At 66.6% G+C, this 24,714-nt stretch carries 22 protein-coding genes and 1 tRNA gene; 12 read left to right on the forward strand and 11 right to left on the reverse strand.

What is annotated here, in order from left to right:
- The first annotated feature begins 180 nt into the window (after window positions 1-180).
- Entirely contained in the window at window positions 181-3,378 is a 3,198-nt protein-coding gene (locus D3869_RS17070) for an Eco57I restriction-modification methylase domain-containing protein (RefSeq protein ID WP_137141150.1), read from the forward strand.
- A 201-nt stretch (window positions 3,379-3,579) separates the two neighbouring features.
- On the opposite strand, the gene D3869_RS33125 is transcribed toward D3869_RS17070, so the two are convergent.
- Window positions 3,580-3,831 carry a Wadjet anti-phage system protein JetD domain-containing protein gene (locus D3869_RS33125; RefSeq protein WP_175426517.1) on the reverse strand — a complete coding sequence of 84 codons (252 nt, stop codon included), beginning with the start codon at window positions 3,829-3,831 and terminating at the stop codon, window positions 3,580-3,582.
- 238 nt (window positions 3,832-4,069) lie between these two features.
- Between D3869_RS33125 and D3869_RS17080 the strand changes: the two genes are divergently transcribed.
- From D3869_RS17080 to D3869_RS17090, 3 genes are all read left to right on the forward strand, one after another.
- Window positions 4,070-4,429: an IS630 transposase-related protein gene (locus D3869_RS17080; RefSeq protein WP_137140950.1), complete on the forward strand. Its 360-nt coding sequence runs from the start codon at window positions 4,070-4,072 to the stop codon at window positions 4,427-4,429.
- A 20-nt stretch (window positions 4,430-4,449) separates the two neighbouring features.
- A complete protein-coding gene (locus D3869_RS17085; RefSeq protein ID WP_247895652.1) occupies window positions 4,450-5,034 on the forward strand; it encodes an IS630 family transposase in 585 nt (194 codons plus the stop codon).
- 98 nt (window positions 5,035-5,132) lie between these two features.
- Window positions 5,133-6,209: an IS5 family transposase gene (locus D3869_RS17090; protein ID WP_137141134.1), complete on the forward strand. Its 1,077-nt coding sequence runs from the start codon at window positions 5,133-5,135 to the stop codon at window positions 6,207-6,209.
- A gap of 625 nt (window positions 6,210-6,834) precedes the next feature.
- Here D3869_RS17090 and guaA read toward each other — a convergent pair.
- From guaA to D3869_RS17105, 3 genes are all read right to left on the reverse strand, one after another.
- Window positions 6,835-8,385 carry a glutamine-hydrolyzing GMP synthase gene (gene guaA / locus D3869_RS17095; RefSeq protein ID WP_137141152.1) on the reverse strand — a complete coding sequence of 517 codons (1,551 nt, stop codon included), beginning with the start codon at window positions 8,383-8,385 and terminating at the stop codon, window positions 6,835-6,837.
- 35 nt (window positions 8,386-8,420) lie between these two features.
- On the reverse strand, window positions 8,421-8,978 hold the full coding sequence (locus D3869_RS17100) for a GNAT family N-acetyltransferase (RefSeq protein WP_137141153.1): 558 nt from the start codon (window positions 8,976-8,978) through the stop codon (window positions 8,421-8,423).
- Between the two features lie 124 nt (window positions 8,979-9,102).
- Complete coding sequence (locus tag D3869_RS17105) at window positions 9,103-10,122, reverse strand: purine-nucleoside phosphorylase (RefSeq protein ID WP_094306422.1); 1,020 nt, start codon at window positions 10,120-10,122, stop codon at window positions 9,103-9,105.
- A gap of 543 nt (window positions 10,123-10,665) precedes the next feature.
- Between D3869_RS17105 and D3869_RS17110 the strand changes: the two genes are divergently transcribed.
- A complete protein-coding gene (locus D3869_RS17110) occupies window positions 10,666-11,172 on the forward strand; it encodes a hypothetical protein (RefSeq protein WP_247895898.1) in 507 nt (168 codons plus the stop codon).
- Window positions 11,173-11,389: 217 nt separating this feature from the next.
- Window positions 11,390-12,538, forward strand: a complete 1,149-nt coding sequence (locus D3869_RS17115; RefSeq protein ID WP_247895899.1) for a hypothetical protein — start codon at window positions 11,390-11,392, stop codon at window positions 12,536-12,538.
- Window positions 12,539-12,572: 34 nt separating this feature from the next.
- Here D3869_RS17115 and D3869_RS17120 read toward each other — a convergent pair whose 3' ends face one another.
- Complete coding sequence (locus tag D3869_RS17120) at window positions 12,573-13,940, reverse strand: RsmB/NOP family class I SAM-dependent RNA methyltransferase (protein ID WP_137141154.1); 1,368 nt, start codon at window positions 13,938-13,940, stop codon at window positions 12,573-12,575.
- Window positions 13,941-14,241: 301 nt separating this feature from the next.
- On the opposite strand from D3869_RS17120, the gene mltA reads away from it, so the two are divergent.
- Window positions 14,242-15,384 (forward strand): murein transglycosylase A, encoded by a 1,143-nt coding sequence (gene mltA / locus D3869_RS17125; protein WP_247895900.1) that lies wholly within the window; start codon window positions 14,242-14,244, stop codon window positions 15,382-15,384.
- 13 nt (window positions 15,385-15,397) lie between these two features.
- Complete coding sequence (locus D3869_RS17130; protein ID WP_137141156.1) at window positions 15,398-15,916, forward strand: GNAT family N-acetyltransferase; 519 nt, start codon at window positions 15,398-15,400, stop codon at window positions 15,914-15,916.
- Window positions 15,917-15,934: 18 nt separating this feature from the next.
- Here the strand turns inward: D3869_RS17130 and D3869_RS17135 are convergent, their stop codons facing one another.
- Window positions 15,935-16,186, reverse strand: coding sequence for a DUF1272 domain-containing protein (locus D3869_RS17135; protein ID WP_175426559.1), 252 nt, complete (start codon window positions 16,184-16,186; stop codon window positions 15,935-15,937).
- A gap of 322 nt (window positions 16,187-16,508) precedes the next feature.
- Between D3869_RS17135 and D3869_RS17140 the strand changes: the two genes are divergently transcribed.
- Window positions 16,509-17,270, forward strand: coding sequence for a TrmH family RNA methyltransferase (locus tag D3869_RS17140; RefSeq protein WP_137141157.1), 762 nt, complete (start codon window positions 16,509-16,511; stop codon window positions 17,268-17,270).
- 69 nt (window positions 17,271-17,339) lie between these two features.
- Here D3869_RS17140 and guaB read toward each other — a convergent pair whose 3' ends face one another.
- From guaB to D3869_RS17155, 3 genes are all read right to left on the reverse strand, one after another.
- Window positions 17,340-18,818: an IMP dehydrogenase gene (gene guaB, locus D3869_RS17145; RefSeq protein ID WP_137141158.1), complete on the reverse strand. Its 1,479-nt coding sequence runs from the start codon at window positions 18,816-18,818 to the stop codon at window positions 17,340-17,342.
- Between the two features lie 165 nt (window positions 18,819-18,983).
- The gene (locus tag D3869_RS17150; protein WP_137141159.1) at window positions 18,984-19,694 is read right to left on the reverse strand and encodes an RlmE family RNA methyltransferase; all 711 of its coding nucleotides are present in this window, start codon (window positions 19,692-19,694) and stop codon (window positions 18,984-18,986) included.
- Between the two features lie 14 nt (window positions 19,695-19,708).
- Window positions 19,709-20,737, reverse strand: a complete 1,029-nt coding sequence (locus D3869_RS17155; protein WP_137141160.1) for a Ppx/GppA phosphatase family protein — start codon at window positions 20,735-20,737, stop codon at window positions 19,709-19,711.
- A 199-nt stretch (window positions 20,738-20,936) separates the two neighbouring features.
- Here D3869_RS17155 and D3869_RS17160 point away from each other — a divergent pair.
- A tRNA-Gln gene (locus D3869_RS17160) sits at window positions 20,937-21,010 on the forward strand.
- Window positions 21,011-21,110: 100 nt separating this feature from the next.
- Here D3869_RS17160 and D3869_RS17165 read toward each other — a convergent pair.
- Window positions 21,111-22,328 carry an MFS transporter gene (locus D3869_RS17165; protein WP_137141161.1) on the reverse strand — a complete coding sequence of 406 codons (1,218 nt, stop codon included), beginning with the start codon at window positions 22,326-22,328 and terminating at the stop codon, window positions 21,111-21,113.
- Window positions 22,329-22,436: 108 nt separating this feature from the next.
- On the opposite strand from D3869_RS17165, the gene D3869_RS17170 reads away from it, so the two are divergent.
- Window positions 22,437-22,889: a winged helix-turn-helix transcriptional regulator gene (locus D3869_RS17170; protein WP_137141162.1), complete on the forward strand. Its 453-nt coding sequence runs from the start codon at window positions 22,437-22,439 to the stop codon at window positions 22,887-22,889.
- 315 nt (window positions 22,890-23,204) lie between these two features.
- On the forward strand, window positions 23,205-24,101 hold the full coding sequence (locus tag D3869_RS17175; RefSeq protein WP_137141163.1) for a GGDEF domain-containing response regulator: 897 nt from the start codon (window positions 23,205-23,207) through the stop codon (window positions 24,099-24,101).
- A 15-nt stretch (window positions 24,102-24,116) separates the two neighbouring features.
- Here the strand turns inward: D3869_RS17175 and leuD are convergent, their stop codons facing one another.
- Window positions 24,117-24,713 (reverse strand): 3-isopropylmalate dehydratase small subunit, encoded by a 597-nt coding sequence (leuD, locus tag D3869_RS17180; RefSeq protein ID WP_137141164.1) that lies wholly within the window; start codon window positions 24,711-24,713, stop codon window positions 24,117-24,119.
- Between the last annotated feature and the right edge of the window lies 1 nt (window position 24,714).

Raw genomic sequence — 24,714 nt, forward strand, 5'->3', positions numbered from 1 at the left:
TTCAGGCGTTCCGCATCCGGCACACGGCTGAACCCAGAAGGGCCATTCGGTGTTCCGCTGCTGAGAACACCATGCCACCCCTGACTCGACGGTGCCGGGCCAAGCTATCGTTTGGGCCTGTTGTGCGTCGGATGGTCAGGGTACTATCCCGGCCCACCACAACTTCCGAGGACCACATCCATGAAATCGTCCATTGAATCGGCCTACGCGCACATTTCTGCGAGGCGCGCCAGGCCGTGGAAGGGCGAGGAGGAGGTCCGTATCGCGTGGGTGTCGGCGCTGGAGAATGCGCTCGGGATCCACTTCGACGCCGAGCGCGCCAAGAAGGACAGCAGCTACAACAACGTCGTGATCGAGTTCAAAGCGCCCGGCCTCTTCGGCGGCTCGAAGAGCAGCGCCAAGTTCAAGGAGGCCACCGAAGACCGGCTGCTGCCGTATATCTTACGTGAATCGGAAAAATCTACCCTTCCATCCGAGGACTACATCGGCATAGCCATCGATGGTGAGCACATCTGCTTCGCCCAGGTCCGGGATCAAAATATCCAAACTCAGCACTTGGTCCCGTTCTCGGAATACGCGGTCGGCCTAGTCATTCAGGCCATCAAGGCAGACACCCGGCGTGCGATCACTACCGAGAACCTCCTGGCTGACTTTGGACACGGCGCGACCACCGCGCGCAACCTGATGCAGGCGATGGCGGACGCGCTCGCCGCCAACCTCTCGGCGCCCAGCAGCTCGAAGATCAAGATGATGTTCGAGGAGTGGCGGACCCTGTATGGCCAAGTCTCCGAGATGTCAGTCCTGCAGGCGGAGGCTATTGAGGATGAGATAGGGTTCGGCTGGTCCGGAAATATGCAGCAGGCCCTGTCGGGCCGCTTGTTCGTCATCCACTCCTATAACTCGCTGCTCATCAAGCTGCTCGCGGCCGAGATCGTGTCAGCGCATGGGCTCACGGCGACGGAGCAACCGGCGCAGGCGATGGCTGCTCTGCTCGACAACCAAGCGCTGCTCAACACCCTTCAGCAGGACATCGAGAAGGCCGGCATCTTCAAGCAGGCAGGCATCAGCGGGTTCGTCGAAGAGGCCATCTTCAGCTGGTACCTCGACGTTGCCGACAAACCCAAGCACGCGGCAGCGCTCATGCCGGCCTTGCGCGGCCTGCTGGCGGCGCTCTCGCTCTACCGTACGGACCACCTGAAGCGAACGCGGGACGTGCTGCGGGATCTCTACCAGGGCCTCGTCCCTGGCAAGCTTCGCCAGAGCTTGGGCGAGTTCTACACCCCGGACTGGCTCGTCGATTTCACCCTGAAGCGCGCGGAGCGCGGTGCGTGGCTATCTCAGCGCGTCCTTGATCCAACCTGCGGCTCCGGCGCCTTCCTGTCGGCTGTAATCCGCAAGAAGCGCGCGGAGGCCGCGAAGGCCGGCTGGAGCGTCGAGCACACCGTCGAGCACCTGTGCAGCTCAGTCTGGGGATTCGACCTGAACCCGCTCGCCGTCCAAACGGCGCGCGTGAACTTCCTTATGGAGATCGCTGACCTGCTCAAGGCGGTTCCCGGCCAGTCGTTCGAAGTGCCTGTCCTTCTGGCCGACGCCATCTACTCGCCGGCCCCAAACCCCGGCACGGGGCACGGCGTGGTGAAGTACAAGATCGGCAGCCAAGTGGCCGGCCTCACTATTATCCTGCCGGAGGCGTTGGCGTTCAACCGCGAGCGCTTGGACCTCGTGTTCGCCAAGCTGGGCTCGTCCGTCGAGGCCAAAATCGAGTACGCCGCCGCAGAGATGGCGCTGATCAGCGCCGGCCTCCTGACCCCCGAAGAGGCCGCGGAGTGGCGCGAGCCGCTGAAATATACCTACGACCAGATCCTCAACCTGCACCACAGGGAATGGAATGGGATCTGGTTCCGCATCGCGCGGAACTTCTTCTGGTCAGCCACGGCTGGGCACTTTGACTGCATCGTCGGCAATCCGCCATGGGTCCGCTGGTCGAAGCTGCCAGAAGCCTACCGGGAGCGCGTCAAACCGACCTGCGAGCGCTACGGGATTTTCTCGCGCAACAAGCTGCACGGCGGCAACGAGCTCGACATCTCGGCGATGATCACTTACACGGCATCCGACAAGTGGCTCAAACCTGGAGGGCGCTTGGCCTTTGTGCTCACGGGGGCGTTGTTCAAGAATCCGTCCTCGGCCGGCTTCCGGCAGTTTCGCATTGATCCCAAGGATCCGGATACCATGCACTTGGCGCCGACCGGCATTGACGATTTGAAGGCGCTAAAGCCGTTCGAAGACGCGGTCAACCACACATCTGTCGCTGTGTTTGTCAAGTCCAAGGAGCCGGGGACCTACCCGATCCCGTACCGCCTGTGGAACAGCGCCGATAGTTACACGAAGGCGATCCCCGCAGATCTTGACCTCGAAGAGGTGCTGAAGCGCGTCTCCATTATGGACAATGAGGCGGCTCCTGTTGGGGAGGACGGATCGCCGTGGGCCGTCCTTTCGGTCGGGCGACATGACGAGATGAAGGGTCTCGCCGGAAAGTGCAAATGGGTCGCGGGTCGCAAAGGCATCACCGTCGACCTTAACGGCGTCTACTTTGTCTCCATTGTCAGCCACAGCAACTCAGCAGTCCAAGTCCGCAGCCGCCCCGAAGCCGGCAAGAAGGACATCGGGCCGTCGCGGAAGGCGTGGGTTGAGCCACACATGCTGTACCCGCTCATCAAAGGCGCTGGCGATTTCGAGCCGTGCTATCTGCGACTGGACAACCCTGCGCGTGAGAAGGAGGCGCTGTTCACCTTCGTTCCGAATACCGGGATCTCCTCGGCCGACTACGCCGCGGCGGCTTCGAACATGAACGGGCGCAAGAACGCCAAGGCCAGTGCCTGGTTCGAGAACTATGAGAAGCTCCTGAATGACCGCTCGACCTACCGTCGGCAGATGAAGGGGGCGCCTTACTTCGCCATCTACAACGTCGGTGAATACACCTTCCAGCCTTGGAAGGTCGTGTGGCCGGAAATGTGTTCGCGCTTCTATGCCGCCGTCGCCGGAAGCGCGGACGTTCCGGTGGCTGGCCCGCGTCCGTATATCCCGGACCACAAGGTCTACTACGCAGCCTTTGATGATAAGGAGCCAGCGTACTTCCTCTGCGGCCTGCTGAACACCCCCCTCGTCCGCGAATGGGTAGAGAGCCACAACGTGTCCATTCAAATCGGAGACGTGTTCAAGCACATGAGGCTCCCGGAGTACGACCCATCCGACAAGAAGCACAAGGCGCTTTCGGCACTAGTCGAGAAGGCGCACCGCGAGCACGATGCCCCCAAGAGGAGGAAGCTGGTTGTCCAGATCCAGGCCGACGGGGAGGACATCATCCATCACTGGATGTAGCCGGCGGATAGCATCCTTCGAGACCGGCACAGCTGTCTTGCCCCTGTGATGAAGCGGAGGAATTCTTGATTCTGGTGGCGTGCCGTGGCTGCCTCCTCGACGCGGCTGGAAACCGAAGCGCTTCACAGCTCCCGGCCATCCTGTGGCCGCCAACGGCCAAGGCGCCGGCTTTGCAACGAGCGCCCGCGGACGCTGCGGATCTCAAGGCACTTCGCACAAAGGCCGCGGATCCACGGCCTCCTGTTCGAGCAGAAGCCCGGTCTCGATGATCGTCCGCGCGATGGCGCCAGCCGCTCCGGAGCGGCGGCTCAATCCGGTCACGTCGGCCGTACGGCCGGTGCGCCCGAAACGACGGACGGTCGCCGGGTCCATCAGGTGGGGAACGACCTCGACGCCGAGGCTGTCCTCCAGATGGCCGGCGATGCGCGCGCCGCCAGCGTCGACATCGCCCAATGGAACAGGCGGGGCGGCGTCGGGGCGACGCGGAGCAGATGGCGCAGCACCCGCAGCACCGCGAGGCTCGGGAAGCCGCCGGTGTAGACGACGCACACGTCGACTTGCGGCGCCTCGCGGACGTGGCGGTGGAAGGACGTGAGATTCTCGATCGTTAAAGCGGATTGTCGCTGAGTATAGACGGAATTTTGGCTGGCCTGAGCGGTTGGAGGAAGACACCGCTGAAGGACCGCGCGCCATGGGCCAGCCATATTCCGCCGATCTGCGCGAACGGGTTCTGCTGGCTTATGAGCGCCACGAGGGCGGCCCCGAGTTGCTGGCGCGGCGCTTCCAGATCAGCCGAGCCTGCGCGTACAACTGGGTGCGGGCCGCGCGCCTTGAGGGGCGGCGGGTCGCCAAGCCCCATGCCGGCGGCGTACCAGCCAAACTGGACGCGGAGGGCGTGAGCGTGCTGCGGGCCTTGGTGCGGGAGGATAATGACGCGACACTGGCACAGTACCGCGACCGGTTGGCCGCACGCACCGGCATCGCGCTGAGCCCGGCGGTGGTGTGCCGCACCTTGAAGCGGCTGGGGTTGGCGCGCAAAAAAAGACGCTGAGGGCCAGCGAGCAAGAGCGCATGGATATCGCCGCGGAACGCGCGGCCTACCGGGACGATGCGGTGGTCCACGAACCGGCGCGTTTGGTTTTCCTCGATGAAACCGGCATCAACACCCAGATGACGCCCACCCAGGCCCGGGCGCCGCGCGGCCAGCGGGCGCTCGGGTCCGTGCCCTGTGGGTCGTGGCACCGCGTCACGGTGCTCGGGGCGTTGAGCGCCGAAGGCATGCTGGCCGCCATGAGCATCGAGGCGTCTACCTCCTCGGCCGTGTTTCTCGCCTTTGTCGAGCAGGTGCTCTTGCCCGTGCTCCGGCGCGACAAACCCGGCGCCGTGGTCGTGATGGACAACCTTTCCGCTCACAAGCGGGCCGATATCCTCGCCGCCTTTGAGACCGCAGGGATCCGTGTCCGCTTCCTCCCGCGCTACTCGCCCGACCTGTCGCCCATCGAGCCCGGCTGGGCCAAGCTCAAAGGAATCCTGCGCGCCAAGGAAGCCCGCACCGTCGAGGCCCTCAACGAGGAACTCGGCCCAGCCCTCAATGCGATCACCGCCACCGACGCCAAAGCGTGGTTCAAGCTATGCGGCTACCCGAATCTAAACTGAGCCGAAATCCGCTTTAGCAGGGTGCGGAAAAAGGGCTGTGCACGGGCGGTTGGTCGTGATTCTTTTCGGTTGAGAAGAACGCGACCGACGAGGGGACGATGCGGGGTTCGGACGAACGCAGCGAGGGTCTGTTCAGCTACGTGAGCTGCGAGGCGCGGGTTCCAGCCAACCACCCGCTGCGAGCGATCCGGGCCATCGTGGACGAGGCGCTGGAGGTGATGTCGCCGGCGTTCGAGGGGCTGTACTCCAAGATCGGGCGCCCCTCGATCCCGCCGGAGAAGCTGCTGCGGGCGCTGCTGCTCCAGGCCTTCTACTCGGTGCGCTCGGAACGCCAGTTGATGGAGCAGCTCGATTACAACCTGCTGTTCCGCTGGTTCGTCGGCCTGTCCATGGACGCCCCGGTGTGGGACGTCACCGTGTTCACCAAGAACCGCGAGCGTCTTCTGGCCGGCGATGTGGCGGCCAAGTTCCTGGCGACCGTGCTGGGTCAGCCGAAGGTCAAGGCGCTGCTGTCGGACGAGCATTTCTCGGTGGACGGCACGCTGATCGAAGCCTGGGCGTCGGTGAAGAGCTTCCGGCCCAAAGACGGCAGCGGCGAGCCGCCGGGGCCGGGGCGCAACGGCGAGCGCGACTTCCATGGCGAGAAGCGGTCCAACGAGACGCATGCCTCGACCAGCGATCCCGAGGCGCGGCTCTACCGCAAGGGCAACGGCCAGCCGGCGAAGCTGGCCTTCATGGGCCACGCGCTGATGGAGAACCGCCACGCCCTGGTGGTGGACGTGCGGCTCACCGCGGCCAGCGGCCTGGCCGAACGTGCGGCGGCGGTGGCCATGATCGAGGCCATCCCCGGCCGCCACCGCATCACGGTCGGCGCTGACAAGGCCTACGACACCAAGGATTTCGTGGCGGACATGCGCGACTTGGGCGTGGCTCCGCATGTTGCCCGAAATACCAGCAACCGCCGCTCGGCGATCGACGGCCGGACCACCCGCCATCCCGGCTACGCCGTCAGCCTGCGGGTCCGCAAGCGGATCGAAGAGGTCTTTGGCTGGATCAAGGGAGCCGGCTTGCGCAAGACGCGCCATTGCGGAGCAGCCCGTGTCGGTTGGATGTTCACCCTAACCGCCACCGCTTACAACCTGATCCGCCTGCCCAAGCTGCTGGCTGCGGCATAATCACGCCCGCAATCCGCCTGAACGGCGGTTCTGGGAGCCTCGGAGCGAGGAAAAACGCTCCGTCCCGACCAAATCGCCCGCTGAAACCCGCATTCTCAGCCTCAGCGGAGGAAAAAGGCCGGAATATGTTCGTTTTTCCGCACCCTGTTAGGCGCGCACCATTGATTAGCAGGGATTGTTGTCGTGTTTGCGATGGGCTTGGCGGAACGGACAACCACAGGCCTGTCTGCCCCATCTCGGTGACTGAAGCCACATCGGCGCAAGGGTATACGTGGCTATCTCTTGCCTTAACCCTACTCGACCGATTGCTCTTTGGTGGGTAAGATGGTGGGTAGCTGGCGGGCTATCGGCCCCAAACCCGCACCAATGCTTAACACAGCGCGGACACCCCATCCGCCAATCATTCGCCTTCAAAACGCACGTCGCAGATCACCATGGCGGCGTCCGGCACACTGGACGACGGCACGGACTCGTCCCACCGAACACAGATCAATCCCGCTTACGAATGGTCGCGCCCAGACCTTCCTTGTGCGGGAGTTCCCTCGGAACTCCACACAACGGCTTTGCCTTCAACACGCCCACAGCAAGGAGGGGTGGTTTCCCACCCCATCCCAAGCGGCCGATATCATTCCCACTCGATGGTGCCGGGCGGCTTCGAGGTGATGTCGTAGACAACGCGGTTGACGCCGCGGACTTCGTTCACGATGCGGTTGGACACGCGGGCCAGGAAGTCGTGCGGGAACGGGTACCAGTCGGCGGTCATGCCGTCGGTGGAGGTCACCGCGCGCAGGGCCAGCACATGGTCGTAAGTCCGCCCGTCGCCCATCACGCCCACGGTGCGCACCGGCAGCAGCACCGCGAATGCCTGCCAGATCGCGTCGTAGAGGCCGGCGTTGCGGATCTCCTCCAGATAGACCGTGTCGGCCTTGCGCAGAATGTCCAGCTTCTCCGGGGTGATCTCGCCGGGAACGCGGATGGCGAGGCCGGGGCCGGGGAACGGGTGACGGCCGATGAAAGCGGCCGGCAGGCCGAGTTCGCGGCCGAGCGCCCGGACCTCGTCCTTGAACAGCTCGCGCAGCGGCTCCACCAGCTTCAGCTTCATGCGCTCCGGCAGGCCGCCGACATTGTGGTGCGACTTGATGGTGACCGACGGGCCGCCGGTGAAGGACACGCTCTCGATCACGTCGGGGTACAGCGTGCCCTGGGCCAGGAACTGCGCGCCGCCGACCTTGGCGCTCTCCTCGTCGAAGACCTCGATGAACAGACCGCCGATGATCTTGCGCTTCTGCTCCGGGTCGGTGACGCCGGCCAGCTTGCCCAGGAACAGCTCGGACGCGTTCCGGTGGACCAGCGGGATGTTGTAGTGGTCGCGGAACAGCGTCACCACCTCCTCCGCCTCGCCGGCGCGCATCAGGCCGGTGTCGACGAAGATGCAGGTGAGCTGGTCGCCGATGGCCTCGTGGATCAGCACGGCGGCCACCGAGGAATCGACGCCGCCGGACAGGCCGCAGATCACCTTGCCGCTGCCGACCTGGGCGCGAATCTTCTCGATGGCCTGCTGCTTGAAGGCGGCCATGGTCCAGTCACCCTTCAGCCCGGCAACGCGGTGCACGAAGTTCGACAGGAGCTGCGCGCCGTGCGGGGTGTGCACGACCTCAGGGTGGAACTGCACGCCGTAGAACTGGCGGGCGTCGTCGGCGATGGCGGCGAAGGGCGCGCCGTCGCTGACCGCTACGGCCTGGAAGCCGTCCGGCAGGGCGGTGACGCGGTCACCGTGGCTCATCCACACCTGCTCGCGCGAGCCGACCGCCCACAGGCCGTCGAACAGCGCGCAGGTCTGCTTCACCTCGATGAAGGCGCGCCCGAACTCGCGGTGGTCGGAGCCCGACACGGTGCCGCCGAGCTGGTGGCACATCGTCTGCTGGCCATAGCAGATGCCCAGGACCGGGACGCCCAGCGTGAAGACCACCTCCGGCGCGCGGGGGCCGTTCTCCTCGGTGACGGAGGCCGGGCTGCCCGACAGGATGATCGCCTTCGGCGCGTAGTCGCGAATCCGCTCCTCGCTCATGCTGAACGGATGGATCTCGCAGTAAACGCCGGCTTCACGGACGCGGCGGGCGATGAGCTGGGTCACCTGCGACCCGAAATCGAGGATGAGAACGCGCTCGGCGGACATGGACGACAACCTGATGCGGGGGGACAAGCCCCTGACTACCGCATTTCGGGGCCCGCGGACAAGCGTGCAAGCGGGGCGAGGTCGCGCCAGCCATAGGCGATCTCCACCAGCTCCGCCCCGGCGAAGCGGATGGGCCGTTCCGCCACCCGGACTCCGCCCAACCGCTCGTAGAACCAGCGCGCCGGGTTGTCGCGCAGGCACCAGACCACGGCGGTGCGCTTGCCGCCCTCCTGGAGCCGCTCGGCCATGGTCGCCATCAGGCGGCGGCCAAGCCCCTGCCCCTGCGCCTCGTCCAGCAGATAGAGAGCGTAGAATTCCCCCTCGTACCCTTCCACGGGAATGCGGCGCCCGCCGTAGGTGGCGAAACCCACCACCGAGTCCGTGCCGTCCACCACAACCAGGGCGCCCTGCCCCGGCCCGTGCGCCTGAACGGCGTTGTGCCAACGCATCGCCGCGGCGGCTTCCGACAGGTTGACGAGATAGGTGTCGGGGACGAGGCCCGGATAGGTGGACTGCCACGTGGCGACGTGGACCTTGGCGATGCCAACCGCGTCCGACGGCCGCGCGTCGCGAATCACCAGCGCTTCATCCATGGGACACCTCCGGACCCGCTGCCCACCCTAATGAGAACTGGGAGCCGGGCCGGAGGATGTCCAGTCAGCCAAAAGGGCCGGGACAGTGCGACGGTGGAAGGCCGCCGCACCGCCGGCCTTCGGGTTACTGGGCCGGAAGGGCCGGAACGCCCGCCTGCCACTGGTCCCAGTGGGACACGATGTGATCGGTCATGCGCGCGCCGACCAGCGCCACATTCTCCACCGTCTCGGCGAAGCCGCCAGCGGTCTCGCCCGGCTTCGGGTCGAGATGCTCCAGCGTGGTTTCCTTGGGGTTGCCCTGGTCGAAGTTGACGGCGCCGCGCAGGCTCATCACCCGGTCGGAGCCCAGCGTGCGCTTGATGACCAGCGTGATCGCCGCGGCCTCCATCTCGGTGATGACGTAATCGTCGGCGCCGTAGAGCTTGGCGATGTACTGCGCCTGCTCGGACATGCCCGGGCCGTGGAAGAAGGTGTCGCCGGTCATGTGCGTGCCGGTGCCGACGAAGGGCGCGCGCCGGGCGGCGTCCTGCGGGTAGCGCTGGCGGTAGGCACGGGCGCTGTCGGAGTCCTTCAGCGGCGTGTCGCCGGTCAGCTTCATGGCCCAGGAGACCAGGGCCGGGTTCAACTGGAACAGGCGGACGGACTCGTAGCCCTTGCGCGGCATGAAGGTCGGCTCGCCCGGCTTGCCCTCCTCCGGCGCCCAGCGGTGGCCCAGGTCGTAATCCACCAGCCAGGTCGCCCAGTTGACCTCGGCGATGGTGCCGCGCGACGGCGGGGTGCCGGCCACGCCGGAGATGATGAAATAGGCTTGCGACAGGTCGAGTTGCGGGTTCAGCAGAATCGCCTGCATGGACGCGGAGGAGCTGACCTTGCCCATCCCCAGAACCGCGCCGCAGACGCCGTCGGCGTTGCAGTAGACGGGGTTCAGCGCGCCCTTCACGGCAATCGGCTCGGCGGACTGCCAGTAGCGCTCGTACCAGTTCTGGAACTCGCCGGCGCGGTCGCCGGTGTTCTTGCCGATCTCGAACATGGCACCGACGAACACCTTGACCTTGACCGGCTCAGCCGCTTCGGCGGAGGTGCCCAGCCCCAACAGGAAAAGGGCGGACAGGGCGGCGCTCCGCCAGCGGGACGTGTTCCACATCATTGCGCTCCAACATGCGGGGAAAGGTCGCACCCTAACCGCAAACCTCGCGGTATGACCCGCACGAAATCAGCAGGCCGGTCCGTGTGTCCCCGCATGAGTGGCGGCGCTCGTCCTTTCTCCGGCTGGCGCGCATTCGCCGCTTTTTCCGCCCGCCATCGATCTCTCTCACCATGTTGGTTTCGCCAAATTCTTAGCGGGTCGCCAACGGTCATCTTCCGACGCGAGTCCGGACACCAAACACCCACATCATACCCCAGTATTCGTGCAGTTCATTATCGAGCAAATACTTCGGACTCGAACTTTAATATTTCATTATCAATCTTCGCTCAAGCTTCCAAATCAACATGTCAAAAATATCTATTTCTTACCACGATGACATCGACCATCGATCAATGGAGTTTTCCAATGGCTCCGACAAGCGTCACATCACCCGCCGATGTTCCCGCATATTTCCGCACTGGATCGGCATCGCGCTCAACGAACACATCGACACCTTCCGTTGCCACGACGACCGTCCGAAAGAGCGGAGCCAACGACCGCGTGGATCTCAGTGCTCTGGCAACGGCCCTAAAAGGCAATGCTCTTACGATGTTCAACGAGGCGCTGGGCGACGAGGACCGTCGGAAACTGGACGACGCCGTGCGTGCCGGCACTCTGACCGGCGATGAGGTGGCGGAGGGTTTGACGACACGTCTGAAACGCATCGGCTTCGCGCAGTCCGGTGTCGATGTCGCCACCGTCGATTTCGATTCGGAGGCCGCCAACCGCGCTCTCGGCGGAGCGGTGCTCCTTCAGCGCGGCCAGCGCCGGTCCGACACGCCGACACAGCCGGACAATTCCCCAATCCGCGTCGACAAACCTTCGGCATCGCCCTCCCCGGCGACGAGCAGGAATGCTCAGGCCAACGCCTACTTTCTCGCCATTGAGGATGGTGGCGACGATGCGTCAAAGAAGATCGCCGATCTCGGCATCAACCTGAGTCCGTTTGCCGCCTTCGGCGACGCGGTCCGTCGTCTGATTGGCAATGGGGCCTTCGATTACCGGTAGGCTCACCTCTTCCGCTGCCAATCCCTCACAAATCTATCGCGCAAAATTTAAATAATATAATCCATCATCTCGCACCACAGAATAATCTACAATCACATTGGCAATAATTCTATACAGTAAAATCAGATATTTTGATCGTTAATTTGGAAATTATCCATTTCTCTTTTCCCTGTGGATCCCCGGAAATGATGGGCGATGACGGCTAGGAGGCGGATCAATGACCAGCAGCTCAATCAGTTCCTCTCTTCCCTTGTCCGCCACCGGATACTGGAAGCCTGTGCAGTCAGGAACAGGTTCCTCAGGGCATCAACCCTCAGGCGTCGGGAGCGGCGAAAAGACGGATGCCGTTTCCCTGAGCAAGCTTGGGCAGGCCTTGAACGGCGCCGCCGCCGATGTGTTCAAGCAACTCGACTCAAAGGCGCGCGGCATGCTGGAAGGACTTGTGAACTCCGGCAAGATCAGCGCCGAAGACGTCGTAACCGGGCTGAAATCGATGGCGACCAAGGCGACCTTCAACCGCTACGTCTCCGAACGCCCCCGTGACGAAGAGGACAAACAGCGGCTCGCCGACTCGGAGGCCGCCTGGCAGAAACTGCAGGCCTATGGCAGCCGGATGTCCGGCGCGCTGTCCGAGGTCGGGCGCAAGACCCAGGAGATTCAGGAAGCCCAGCAGCGCGGCGACATCTCGATGGACGAGATGAACGAACGCCTGAAGCCGGTTCAGGACGCGTTTAAGAGCGAAATCGCGGCGACCCGTGGCGCCTATGGAAAGTCGACCGACCAGACGGCCATTCTCAGCGACGCCAGCGGATTTACGAAAAACATGCAGGGCTTCAAATCCGCGCTGGCATCCATGGGGGAGGACGCTGGCTTCGCGGATCTGTACGCGCCGGACGGCGAGGCCGCCGAACAGAAGCTTCAGGAACTCGGCTTCGACCGGACCGTCTTCGGCAACGCGTTCCAGACATTTGCGGAAACGGTGGACATTCCCGGCATCGGGCCCAAATCCGCTGCCCCGAAGGCCGACGCCGCCGCTCCGACCCCGGCGCCCGCCGCGGAAAGCAAGATTGCCACGGAGACGCCAGCCGTCACGAACAAGCCAACCGCCGAAAGCCCATCGCCCCCGGACACCGTCGGCAAGCCGGCTTCGAGCGACCCTGGCAACGCGCAGGCGGCGTTGTCCATGCTCCAATCGGCCCTTGCGTCGGGCGCGTCGAAAGGCGGAACCGGTGTCCTGGGCGCGATTGCCGGAAGCGCCAGCGAAAGCCAGAACACGGTCGCCAGCGGCCTGCTGGAAGCCCTGAAGGCCGGAACGGGACAGCCGCAAACCGGAAACGCGCAGACCGGCGACACACCGCCGGCCTGACGCATTCCACCGGCGAAGGTTCTCCCCGCCGATGTTACCCTTCTGAAGGCGCCGGATCAGCCTCGGCCATCCGGTCCACCTCCGCCTCGGCGTCCTCCTCCGCCTTGCGCACCATAACGGCGGCGAAGAAGCCGTCGGTGTCGTGGCGGGCCGGGGTCAGGCGCAGGTACGGCCCCTCGGCGGGTGGGGTGCCCGCGCCCTCCTCCGCCCAGACCTCGGCGACCGGCAGCACGGTGAAGTCGGGATGGGTCTCCAGGAAGGCGGCGACCTGATTCTCGTTCTCCTCCGGCAGCAGGGAGCAGGTGGCGTAGACCAGCCGCCCGCCGGGCTTCACCAGACGGGCCGCGCTGTCCAGGATGTTCGCCTGGAGCGGCACCAGCTCCGCCAAGCCGGGGCCGAGCTGCCGCCAGCGGCTGTCGGGGTTGCGCCGCCAGGTGCCGGTGCCGCTGCACGGCGCGTCGACCAGCACGCGGTCGAACTTGCGCTTGTGGCGCTTCACCCAGGGATCGCGCTCGCTGGACAGCGGGTGCGCCTCGATGTTGTGCAGACCGGCGCGGCGGAACCGCTCGGCGGCGCGCTTCAGGCGCCCGGCCAGCACGTCGCAGGCGACGACGCGGCCCTTGTTCTTCATCAGCGCGGCGATGGCCAGCGTCTTGCCGCCGGCCCCGGCGCAGAAGTCCACCACCTGCTGCCCCGGCTTCGGCGCCACCGCGATTGCCACGAGCTGCGAGCCCTCGTCCTGGATTTCGACCAGACCGTCCTTGAAGGCGTCCACGGCGCCCAGCGGCGGGCGGCCCTGGACGCGCAGGCCCAGCGGCGACCACTGCGTCGGCGTCGCCGTGATCTGGGCGCGGGCCAGCGCCTTGATCGCGCTCTCGCGGTTGGCCTTCACCGGGTTGATGCGCAGATCGAGGGGCGCGGAGTCCAGAAGCGTGCGCATCTCCACCGCGAAGCGGTCGCCCATGGCGGCGCGCATCGGCTCCACCGCCCAGGGCGGGCATTCCACCGCCACGCTTTCCGGCATCTGCGGATGCTCCAGCGTGTGGGTGTCCAGTTCGTTGGCGAGCTTCGCCTCCTCCGGCGCCAGCGGGTCCGGAGCGAACTTGGAGGAGCCGAACAGCGCCTTCACCGTCGCCGCGGCCTTGCCCTCCGCCAGGATTTCGTTGGCGAGCGCGCGGGCGCGCGGGGTCGGCGGATGGCCCTGACGCTCCAGCCACCAGCACAGGCGGGCGTGCCGCCGCAGGATCGCGTAGGCCGTCTGCGCCACCACGGTGCGGTCTTTCGACCCGATGTAGCGGCGGGCGCGGAAATAGGCGCTCATCACCGCGTCGGCGGGGCGCGGGGTTTCGTCGATCTCGGTCAGCAGGTCGATGACCGCCTGAAGGCGGGCGGCGGGGGTCATGGGATGGTCCTCGGATAGATTCCCTGCTCGATAACCCGAGCGGGGGGCGGTTGTCATCCCCCGCGCACGCGCGGCAGCCTTTCGAGTCGCCGCCCCCAGGCGCGCGCCCTGTGACAAGACGGCCCGATCGAAACCATCCGCGCGAAGAGCCGTTGACCGCAATCCCATGAATGAGGCAAAAAAGGGGTAGTTGTTCTTGCCCCGGCTCTCTTGCAGGCGGCAAGTCCAGCGCTCCCTCTTCTTCGGCGTCTTCTTGAAATCTGGTGCGGGGTCCGCGATGACGGCTGCGGTCGGCAGTGTCATGGCGCGTGCGATGGCGCGCGTCTCCACCCTTCTTGCGTTCGGCCTGCTGGCGGGCTGTGCGGGCGACGCGGCGACCGGGGCCGGACCCGGCGGCGGCGTCACCGCGGCGTCCTGGCGACCGGGGATGGAGAAGGTCTCCGCGGATTTCCGCGGCCTGCCGGGCTGGATCGACGACGACCACGCGCAGGCCCTGCCCGCCCTTCAGCGCACCTGCCGCTGGGTGGCCTCGCAGCCGGCCGGCAAGCCGCTCGGCCCCAACCCCGCCGCCGGCACCACCTCGGACTGGCGCCCGATCTGCGAGGCGTTGCGCGGCCTGCCCGACGCCCAGCCGGAAACCGCCCGCCGCTTCTTCGAGGACCATTTCACCCCCGTCGCCCTGTCCGAGGGGCAGGAGGGGCTGTTCACCGGCTATTACGAGGTCGAGCTGCGCGGAAGCTGGACGCGGACCGAGCGCTACAACGTCCCCCTCTACAAGGCGCCGAAGCGGACCAAGCGCGGCCTGCCCAGCCGCGCCCGCATCACCGACGGCGCGTTGAAGGGCAAGGGGCTGGAAATCCTCTGGGTGGACGATCCCATCGACGCGTTCTTCCTGGAAATCCAGGGGTCGGGCCGGGTGCGGATGACCGACGGATCGGTGGTGGCTCTGGGCTATGGCGGGCAGAACGGCCACCGCTACGTCCCCATCGGGCGGCACCTGATTGACATCGGCTACGCCACGCCGGAACAGGTCACCATGCCGCTGATCCGCCGCTGGCTGACCGAGCATCCCGGCGAGGCGAAGCGGGTGATGAACCTGAACCCGTCCTACGTCTTCTTCCAGCTCCGCCCCGACGTCGGCGCGCGCGGCGCCCGCAACATGGAGCTGACGGCGGGCCGCAGCCTCGCCGTGGACCCGGGCTACGTCCCGCTCGGCGTGCCGTTGTGGCTGGACGTGCGCGAAGCGCCGGTGCCGCAGGGCGAGATCAAGCGCCTCGTCGTCGCCCAGGATACCGGCGGCGCCATCAAGGGGGCGGTGCGCGGCGACCTGTTCTGGGGCCATGGGGCGGAGGCCGCGGAGGGCGCCGGCGTGATGAAGGCCAAGGGCCGCTACACGATGCTGGCGCCGCGCACCACCTCCTTCACGCTGGCGCAACGCCGCTGAGGCCTGGTCGTCGATGCTGGTACGATTGCCGGAGTTGCCCGACCGCGAGTCCGCCCTCGCCGCGCTGGAGGACATCTTCTTCCTGTCCACGCTGCGCAAGGACTTCGCCTCGGCGGCGGAGCGCGACGCCTTCTTCCGCACCTGGACGGGCTGGTACGTGGAGCGGGCGCCGGACGACCTGTGGTTCGCCTTGGCCGAGGACGGCGCCATCATCGGCTATCTGACCGGCTGCAAGGACAGCGCCGGGGCGCTGGACCTCGCCCGCATCATCCCGAAATACGAGGTCTTCGCCGACCGCTTCGCCGCCTTTCCCGCCCATCTCCACGTCAACGTCCGGCCCGGCTTCCGCGATCGCGGGGTCGGGCGGGCGCTGGTGGACCGCTTCGCGGAGGACTGCCGCGCCGAGGGCCTGCCCGGCCTGCATCTGGTGACCGGGGTCTTCGCGCGGAACGTCAGCTTCTACCAGCGCGCCGGCTTCACCGCGGCGACCCAGCGGGGAGCGCTGCTGTTCCTCGGCCGGCCCCTGGATTGAAAGTGCCGTTCAGTCCACTCAAAAGGCGGAGGGGCAGCCACCCGCCTTGAGCACCCGCTGCGTCGAGGCAGGGTTGTTGGCCAGCTTTCCCGCCGGACGGACGGGCCGCCGCACCAGTTCGCCGCCGCAGTTCGGACAATGCCCCTTCAGCACCCCATCCCGGCAGTCGCCGCAGAAGGTGCATTCGAAGGAGCAGATGTAGGCATCGCGCGAGTCCGGGGGCAAATCCCGGTCGCAGCATTCGCAGTTGGGCCGCAGCGCAAGCATGATGGGAATCGCCTTTCCGTGGTTCTGCGATGATAGCAGCGGGAAGTCGGTAGGAGAACAAAGCGCTGGCGCAATGCAAATGCGCCTGGAATCCCTCTCCCGCCCCAGGAGAGGGCGGCCCGAAGGGCCGGGTGAGGGTCGTGCGAGAATCACGATGCTTTTCCTTGCCGGTCCCCTCACCCTTCCCACGCTTCGCGCGGGCCCCTTCCCTCTCCCGGGGCGGGAGAGGGAGTGTTTCAGAATCCGAACGGCCTTCCCAACGCGGCGCCCCGCGCCGTAAGGTCCACGATCACGACGACCGCCCGCCTTTGAAAGCCTGCCCCGCATGACCCGCCCGCCGCGCCTGATCGAAAGCCTGCAGAATCCGCAGTTCAAGCTGTGGGAGTCGCTGCTGGAAAGCCGCGGCCTGAAGAAACAGGGCAAGTTCCTGCTGGCCGGTCTGAAGACGGTGCCGGAGGCGCTGGCCCGCTGGCCGGAGCGCTTTTCCACCCTGCTCGTCACCGATCCGGCGCAGGCCGAGGGCTGGCGCCTGCCCGCGGAGCTGGAGATCGTCCAGCTCGCCCCCTCCCTGTTCCGCACCCTGGACGCCTCCGGCACCGGCTTCCCCCTGCTTGTCGGCGCGGTGCCGGACACGCCGTCGATCGACCTGTCGCAACCGCCGCAAGGGCTGGAGCTGATCTGCGCGCTCGGCGACCCCAACAACCTCGGCGCACTGCTGCGCAGCGCCGCCGCTTTCGGCGCCCGGCGGGTGATCCTGCTCGACGGGGCGGCGCACCCCTACCACCCCAAATGCCTGCGCGCCGCGTCGAACGCCCAGTTCGAGCTGACTCTGCTGCGCGGCGGCCGATGGGAGGATGTCAACCGGGCCGCCGGACCGCTGGTCGCTCTGGACGCCGGGGGCGCCGACATGGCGGCCTTCCGTTGGCCGCGCGACGTCCGCCTTGTCCTGGGCGAGGAGGGTCAGGGCGTGCCCGCCGCCCTGCCCGTCCAGCGCCTGTCGATCCCGACCACGGGCGCCGTGGAATCCCTCAACGCCACCGTCGCGGCCAGCGTGGCGCTGTTCAGCCACTTCACCGCCAACCGCTGAACGCGGGCATGAAAAAGGCGAGGGGAACGCCCCCTCGCCTTTCCAGACCTCAATCCAACGGACGCCCGATCAGCCCTGGCGGTAGTTCGGCGACTCGTTGGTGATGGTGATGTCGTGGACGTGGCTCTCGCGCAGGCCGGCGTTGGTGATGCGGACGAACTCGCACTTCGTCTGCATCTCGGCGATGGACTGGCTGCCGGTGTAGCCCATGGCGGCGCGCAGGCCGCCGACGAGCTGGTGGATCACCGCCGACACCGGGCCCTTGTAGGGCACGCGGCCTTCGACGCCTTCCGGCACCAGCTTCATGGTCGACACTTCCTGCTGGAAGTAGCGGTCGGCCGAACCACGGGCCATGGCGCCCACCGAGCCCATGCCGCGGTAGCTCTTGTAGGAGCGGCCCTGGTAGAGGATGACCTCGCCGGGGCTCTCGTCGGTGCCGGCGAACAGGCTGCCCAGCATCGCCACGCTGGCGCCCGCCGCGATGGCCTTGGCGAGATCGCCGGAGAACTTGATGCCGCCGTCGGCGATCACCGGAACGCCCAGCTTCTCGCAGGCCTCGACCACGTCCATGATGGCGGTGAGCTGCGGCACGCCGACGCCGGCGACGATGCGGGTGGTGCAGATGGAGCCGGGGCCGATGCCGACCTTCACGGCGTCCGCGCCGGCATCGACCAGCGCCTTCGCCGCCTCGGCGGTCGCCACGTTGCCGGCGATCACCTGGGTGTAGTTGGACATGTTGCGCGCCGCGCGCACCTGATCCAGCACCTTCAGCGAGTGGCCGTGCGCGGTGTCGACCACCAGAACGTCAACGCCGGCGTCGAACAGCGCCTCGGCGCGGCGCAGACCGTCCGAGCCGGTGCCGGTGGCGGCGGCGACGCGCAGGCGGCCCTGGGCATCCTTGCAGGCGTTGGGATAGGCCTGGGCCTTCTCCATGTCCTTGACCGTGACGAGGCCGATGCAGCGATGGGCCTCGTCCACCACCAGCAGCTTCTCGATGCGGTGCTGGTGCAGCAGGCGCTTGGCCTCGTCCTGGCTGACGCCCTCGCGCACCGACACCACGTCCTTGGTCATCAGCTCGCTGACCGGCTGGTTCGGGTTGGTGGCGAAGCGCACGTCGCGGTTGGTCAGGATGCCGACCAGCTTGCCGCTGCCGCGGGAGTCGCGGCTTTCCACCACCGGGATGCCGGAGATGCGGTAATCGGCCATGAGCTGGAGCGCGTCGGCCAGCGTCTGGCCCGGCGTGATGGTGATCGGGTTGACCACCATGCCGGACTCGTACCGCTTGACCTTGCGGACCTCTTCGGCCTGCTGCTCGATGGTCAGGTTGCGGTGAACCACGCCGATGCCGCCGGCCTGGGCCATGGCGATGGCGAGGCTGCTTTCGGTCACCGTGTCCATCGCGGAGGACATCAGCGGGATGCCCAGTTCGATGGTCTTGGTCAGGCGCGTCCGGGTGTCCACCTCGTTCGGCAGGACCGAACTTTCGGCCGGAACCAAGAGGACGTCGTCGAAGGTCAGAGCTTCGCGGATCGTGGACGAGCGGGCCATCGGCGGTCTCCCGGAAGGTAAAAAAGGGGCCGGAAAAAAATTTGGCGCACTATACACAAGACCGTGGGCTTGTGAAGGCGCCTGAACCACAAACTGTCGTGTGCCGGGCCTCATCCGCGCAAGCCAGCCATGACCTGCGCGAACGGACCGCAGCCGGAGGTGGACCTAGTCGTTCATGTTGGCCCCACGGAAACCGGTGGCGACCACATAGGTTTCGGAGGATTCGGCGCGGCTGGCCGGCGGCTTGGCGTGGCGCACCGTGGCGAAATCGCGCTTCAGCCGCTCCAGCAGGGACTTCTCCGCCCCGCCCTGGAACAGCTTGGCGACGAACGCCCCGCCGGGGGCCAGCACCTCCTCCGCGAAATCGTAGGCGGCCTCGGCCAGCGCCATGATGCGCAGGTGGTCGGTGGACTGGTGCCCGATGGTCGGGGCCGCCATATCGCTCAGCACCACGTCGGCGGAGCCGCCCAGGGCCTCCTTCAGCCGCTCGGCAGCACCCTCCTCCAGGAAGTCGGCCTGCATGGTGGTGGCGCCGGGCACCGGGTCCATGGGCAGGATGTCCAGCCCGACGACCTTCCAGCCATCGCGCGCGGTCTGCACCTTGTCCACCGCCACCTGCGTCCAGCCGCCGGGGGCGGCGCCAAGGTCGACCACGCGCTTGCCCGGCCCCAGCAGATGGAACTTCTCGTCCAGCTGCAGCAGCTTGAAGGCGGCGCGGGAGCGGAAGCCGCGCTTCGTCGCCTCGTGCACGTAGGGGTCGTTCAGATGCCGCTCCAGCCAGCGGGCCGAGGAGGTGGTGCGCTTGGCCGCGGACTTCACGCGGACGGTGGCGCGGCGCCCACCCGGCGTCGAGGAGGACGGAGGCTTTCCAACCATGGTCTCACATTTCCTTAATAGATTTGCCGCGTCGACCCGATCAGCTCCACGAGGATGCCCTCGCGCAGGCCGCGGTCGGCGATGCGCAAGCGCTCCACCGGCCAACAGTCGCACAGCGCGTCCAGCACCGCGCATCCGGCGATCACCAGATCCGCGCGGTCCTGTCCGATGCAGGGATGCCGCGCCCGCCCGTCGAAGTCCAGTGCGACGAGACGTTCGATGACCGCGCGGGCATGGTCGATGCGCAGAAAGCTGCCGTCCACCGCCCGCCGGTCGTATCGGCAGAGGCCGAGATGCACCCCGGCCAGCGTCGTCACCGTGCCGGAGGTGCCGAGCATCTGCACCTGCCCGGCCAGCACCCGCTCCCGGATGCCGTTGCGCGCTTCGAAGGAGGCGATGGCCGACGCCACCTCCTCCACCATGCGCCGGTACATGCCGCGGTCGGCGTTGGCACCACCGAATTGCTCGGTCAGCCCGATGACGCCGCACTGGATGGAGGTCTGGTCGAGGATGCGCGGGGGCCGCCCCCGCTCCACCGCCAGCCACATCAACTCGGTCGAGCCGCCGCCAATGTCGAACACCACGGCATAGGGCACATTCGGGTCGAGCAGCGACGCGCAGCCGGCGAGCGCGAGGCGCCCCTCCTCCTGGCTGGAGATGATCTCGATGGCGATGCCGGTTTCCCGCTCCACCGCATCGATGAATTCGCCGCAGTTCCGGGCGCGGCGGCAGGCCTCGGTCGCCACGGCACGCGCCGCGGTAACGCCGCGACGCTCGATCTTGGATCCGCAGATCTTCAGCGCAGCGAGGGTGCGCTCCATCGCCGAGTCGGACAGCCGATCGTTGCGGGTCAGCCCCTCGCCCAGCCGGACGATCCGCGAGAAGGCGTCGATGACGCGAAAGCCGCCGGGAATTGGCCGGGCAATCAGAAGCCGACAGTTGTTGGTGCCGAGGTCGAGGGCCGCGAAGACCGGGCGCGCAGGGGCCGACGAACGCAACCGCCCGGTGTCGTTCTGCCGCTCGCTGTGCACCTGAAGGTCCACGTCTCCTCCCCGCCATGCTTAAGGGAGTCATCTTAACCCGGTTTCACGTCCCAGCGAAAGCCCACGATTGGACTTGAATTGTGTCTGCAGGCCCACACCCGGGCGTCGCAGCCGAAAAAAGGGCTATACAAGCCCCGCCCGCTTTGCTAAAAGGGCGGCCCACGACGGGACGCGCCACAGCGCCGCCCCGGCGACGGTCTGGGGGATCGTCTAGCGGTAGGACAGCGGACTCTGACTCCGCCAGCCTAGGTTCGAATCCTAGTCCCCCAACCAACCTCTCCCGAACGGCCAGCGCTTTCAGGAACATTCGGGTTGCTTGCATCCAGCAACGCCGGGTGTGGCAAAATTGATTTGTGACGCCGTCGCACGTCGCTCACATCGCCTGCTCGACGCGGATTGGTCGATGGCGTGTGAAAGCCCACGTCAGCCATGCCGCCGCGCTCACCGCGGCCCCCACCGTCGACACTCCGACCCAGCCGGCATGGGCAAAGGCCGTCGTCGCCGCGATGGCGCCAATGGCGCTGCCGAGAGAGTAGAAGGCCATGTAGCCGCCGACGAGGCGGCTGCGCGCCTGCGGATGTCGGTCGAAGATGATGCTCTGGTTGCTGACATGGACCGCCTGCACCGCAAGGTCGAGCAGTACGACGCCGACGAGAAGGGCGGGAATGGAAACGGGCAAAAACGCGATCAGCCCCCATGACACAAGAAGCAGTGTGAGCGAGACGCCTGTGGTCCATTGACCGAGGCCACGATCCGCTAGCCGGCCCGCCCCCGTCGCCGCGATGGCTCCCGCCATGCCGACCAGTCCAAACAGGCCGATTTGGGTGTGGGAAAAGCCGAACGGTTCGGCGCTGAGCGGCAGCACCAGCGCGGTCCAGAATGCGCTGAACGCTGCGAAGATCAGCAGGGCCAGGATGCCGCGAACCAGCAACACGCGGTCGGTCAGAAACAGCACGGGGATCGAACGCAGCGTCGCGACGTAGCTGTCCGTGCTGTCCGGTGACCCAGTGCGCGGCATGACCCGCCACAGCAGGCCGACCATCGCCAGCGTGAAAGCCGCCGATGCCAGATAGACCGCGCGCCATCCTCCAAGGTCGGCGAGCACCCCGGCAACGAAGCGCGCACCGAGAACGCCGATCACCACTCCACTCGTGACCATGCCGACGGCCTTGCCACGATTGGCGGGCGTGGCGAGCGTCGCCGCGAAGGACACCAGCACCTGAACGACCACCGCGAGCAGACCGACCGCCGCCATGGCGGCAAACAGAATCGCTTCCGTCCTCGCCGCGGCAACGGCCGCCAGCGCGACAACGGACAGGACACCTTGACCAAGGACAAGGCGGCGACGGTCCATGATATCCCCGAGTGGGACAATGACGATCAGGCCCAGCCCGTAACCAAGCTGCGTCACGGTCACCACGAGTCCGATCGCGGCCGGTGAAATCCCGAAATCCCGAGCCATCGAATCGAGCAGGGGTTGGGCGAAATAGATGTTGGCGACGCTGAGACCCGCGGCCGCCGCGAAGATCAACATGGTGCCCCGCGACAACCCGCCGTCCGGCCGGTGCTGTGGGCTGCATTCGTGCTGCATGATCGTTCCATGGATGAAGCTCTAACCAGTTTCATAGTGAGACCACTTGCGCGCTTGGACATCCAGTTCTATTTTAGAACCAGATTGCAGCGTCGGAGGGTCCTGGTCTTGGTCAAGCGGGTCAGCCTGTGGGGTGCCGATTGCCCGGTTGCACGGTCGCTCGACGTCATTGGCGACTGGTGGTCGCTGCTCATCATCCGCGACGCTTTCGACGGTGTGCGGCGGTTCAGCGGGTTTCAGACGAGCCTCGGCATTGCCAAGGGCATGCTGGCGACGCGCCTGCGCGATCTGACCCGGCGCGGCATTCTGGAAACCGCGCCGGCCTCTGACGGAAGTGCCTACCGTGAATATGTCCTGACCGAAAAGGGGCGCGGCCTCTTTCTCGTTATCGTCGCGCTGCGGCAATGGGGTGAAGACCACCTCTACCGCCCCGGTGAAGCACGGTCCTCGCTGGTCGACACCGAAACCGGCGCTCCGGTCGCGCGGCTGGCACTGCGAGCGGAGGATGGACGCTTCCTCGGATGGAGCGATACGCGGGTGCAGAAAATCGGCAATGAATGATCGAGCGGAAAAGCCGCTGTTTGAATTTCATGATGCAAACGCATCCACCTTTCAGCCGCAAAATGCCTTGTATCGCCAGCGTCCGATGGACACTGCGGACCATATCCACCCTTCCCTTGAACCGTGAAGCCAGCGAAGGCACCGGCTCTTCGTTGAAAATTCTCGAGTTTTCAACGAACCATGGCTGCACCGTTGCGGCTCTCGGTCAAACAGGCGACTCTCGGTCGTTGAAGCGGGTTCATTCGAAAATCCATACGGTTGTAATGTTTCCTTCAGGGCTTTGTGCTTTTCTAAGGCCATGGTCGCGGAGGCCGCATGCGGATTTTGGTGGTGGACGATTCGCGCATGGCGCGCACGGTGCTGTGCCAGCAGCTTGAAGGCTTCGGCCATCAGACGGCCTTTGCCGAAAGCGGCCAAGCGGCCTTGGCCCGCTGCCGCGACGAGCCCATAGACATCGCGCTCGTCGATTTCCGCGTCGGCGAGATGGAGGGCGTGGAGGTCTGCTGGCACCTGCGCGCGGCGCAGCGGGAACGGCACCTCTACCTGATGCTGATGATCCCCGGAAGCATCACCAACCAGTTCTTCGAAGTGGTGGAGAACGGCGCCGACGAGTTCCTGCGCAAGCCGCTGGACCTCACCTGGCTGCGCGCCCGGCTGCTCGCCGCCTCCCGCGTGGTCGACATGCAGCGCCAGTTGGAGCGCCTCGCCACCACCGACTCGCTGACCGGGGCGCTGAACCGCGGGCGCTTCATGGCGCGGGCCGCCGACGAGGTGGCGCGGGCCCGGCGCAGCGGCCAGCCGCTGTCGGCGATCATGCTGGACATCGACCACTTCAAGAAGGTCAACGACACCTACGGCCACGCCACCGGGGACGAGGCCATCCGCACCGTGGTCCGCGTCTGCCGGTCGATGGTGCGCGGCGCGGATGTGCTGGGCCGGCTGGGCGGCGAGGAGTTCGCCATCCTGCTGCCCGAGACGCCGCCGCAGGGGGCGGCGCTGCTGGCGGAGCGGCTGCGCCGGGCGCTGGCGGAAACCGACGTGCGGATCGCCAACGGCGCCGGGTCCTCCCTCTCCTTCACGGTCAGCATCGGGGTCAGCGCGCTGCGGCCGGCCGAGAGCAGCGTCGCCGCGGTTCTGGCGCGAGCGGACGAGGCGCTGTACCGCGCGAAGAACGGCGGCCGCAACCGCGTTGTGTGCGACGCGCCGCCGTGATCCTTCAGAGCGCCGTCAGGCTCCCGGCACCAGCCAGGGCCGCGCCTCGGCATCCGCGCGGTCGAAGGCGTCGATGGCGTCCTGGTGGCGCAGCGTCAGGGCCACGTCGTCGAGGCCTTCCACCAGGCATTCCTTTTTGAACGGGTCGATGGCGAAGGCCAGCGGCCGGCCGTCCGGGCCGGTCAGGGTCTGTGCCGGCAGGTCCACGGAGACGGCGGCGCCCGGCGTCTCCTGCAACTGGCGGCGCAGCTCCGCCACCGTCTCCTCCGGCAGGGCGACGGTCAGCAGGCCGTTCTTGGCGGCGTTGGCGGCGAAGATGTCGCCGAAGCTGGGGGCGACGACGCAGCGGAACCCGCCATCCACCAGCGCGTAGACCGCCCCCTCCCGCGACGACCCGCAGCCGAAATTGCGGTCGGTCACCAGCACGCGGGCGCCGGCATAGGCGGGGTCGTCCAACGGGAAGCCGGGCTTGCGCTCGTCATGAAGCAGGAAATTGCCGTAGCCGGCGCTGCGCGGCTTCTTCAGGAAGCGGGCGGGCAGAAGCTGGTCGGTGTCGATGTTGGCGATGTCGAGCGGCACCGCCGGAGCGGTCAGCGTGACGAAGGGGTCCATC

This window comes from Azospirillum brasilense (assembly GCF_005222205.1).
Lineage (GTDB): Bacteria > Pseudomonadota > Alphaproteobacteria > Azospirillales > Azospirillaceae > Azospirillum > Azospirillum brasilense_G.

Bases quoted from the DNA above. Each gene is read 5' to 3' on its own strand.
- D3869_RS17070 (WP_137141150.1), top strand. From the start codon at position 181: ATGAAATCGTCCATTGAATCGGCCTACGCGCACATTTCTGCGAGGCGC.
- D3869_RS17080 (WP_137140950.1), top strand. From the start codon at position 4,070: ATGGGCCAGCCATATTCCGCCGATCTGCGCGAACGGGTTCTGCTGGCT.
- D3869_RS17085 (WP_247895652.1), top strand. From the start codon at position 4,450: ATGGATATCGCCGCGGAACGCGCGGCCTACCGGGACGATGCGGTGGTC.
- D3869_RS17090 (WP_137141134.1), top strand. From the start codon at position 5,133: ATGCGGGGTTCGGACGAACGCAGCGAGGGTCTGTTCAGCTACGTGAGC.
- guaA (WP_137141152.1), bottom strand. From the start codon at position 8,385: ATGTCCGCCGAGCGCGTTCTCATCCTCGATTTCGGGTCGCAGGTGACC.
- D3869_RS17100 (WP_137141153.1), bottom strand. From the start codon at position 8,978: ATGGATGAAGCGCTGGTGATTCGCGACGCGCGGCCGTCGGACGCGGTT.
- D3869_RS17105 (WP_094306422.1), bottom strand. From the start codon at position 10,122: ATGTGGAACACGTCCCGCTGGCGGAGCGCCGCCCTGTCCGCCCTTTTC.
- D3869_RS17115 (WP_247895899.1), top strand. From the start codon at position 11,390: ATGACCAGCAGCTCAATCAGTTCCTCTCTTCCCTTGTCCGCCACCGGA.
- D3869_RS17120 (WP_137141154.1), bottom strand. From the start codon at position 13,940: ATGACCCCCGCCGCCCGCCTTCAGGCGGTCATCGACCTGCTGACCGAG.
- mltA (WP_247895900.1), top strand. From the start codon at position 14,242: ATGGCGCGTGCGATGGCGCGCGTCTCCACCCTTCTTGCGTTCGGCCTG.
- D3869_RS17130 (WP_137141156.1), top strand. From the start codon at position 15,398: ATGCTGGTACGATTGCCGGAGTTGCCCGACCGCGAGTCCGCCCTCGCC.
- D3869_RS17140 (WP_137141157.1), top strand. From the start codon at position 16,509: ATGACCCGCCCGCCGCGCCTGATCGAAAGCCTGCAGAATCCGCAGTTC.
- guaB (WP_137141158.1), bottom strand. From the start codon at position 18,818: ATGGCCCGCTCGTCCACGATCCGCGAAGCTCTGACCTTCGACGACGTC.
- D3869_RS17150 (WP_137141159.1), bottom strand. From the start codon at position 19,694: ATGGTTGGAAAGCCTCCGTCCTCCTCGACGCCGGGTGGGCGCCGCGCC.
- D3869_RS17165 (WP_137141161.1), bottom strand. From the start codon at position 22,328: ATGCAGCACGAATGCAGCCCACAGCACCGGCCGGACGGCGGGTTGTCG.
- D3869_RS17175 (WP_137141163.1), top strand. From the start codon at position 23,205: ATGCGGATTTTGGTGGTGGACGATTCGCGCATGGCGCGCACGGTGCTG.
- leuD (WP_137141164.1), bottom strand. From the start codon at position 24,713: ATGGACCCCTTCGTCACGCTGACCGCTCCGGCGGTGCCGCTCGACATC.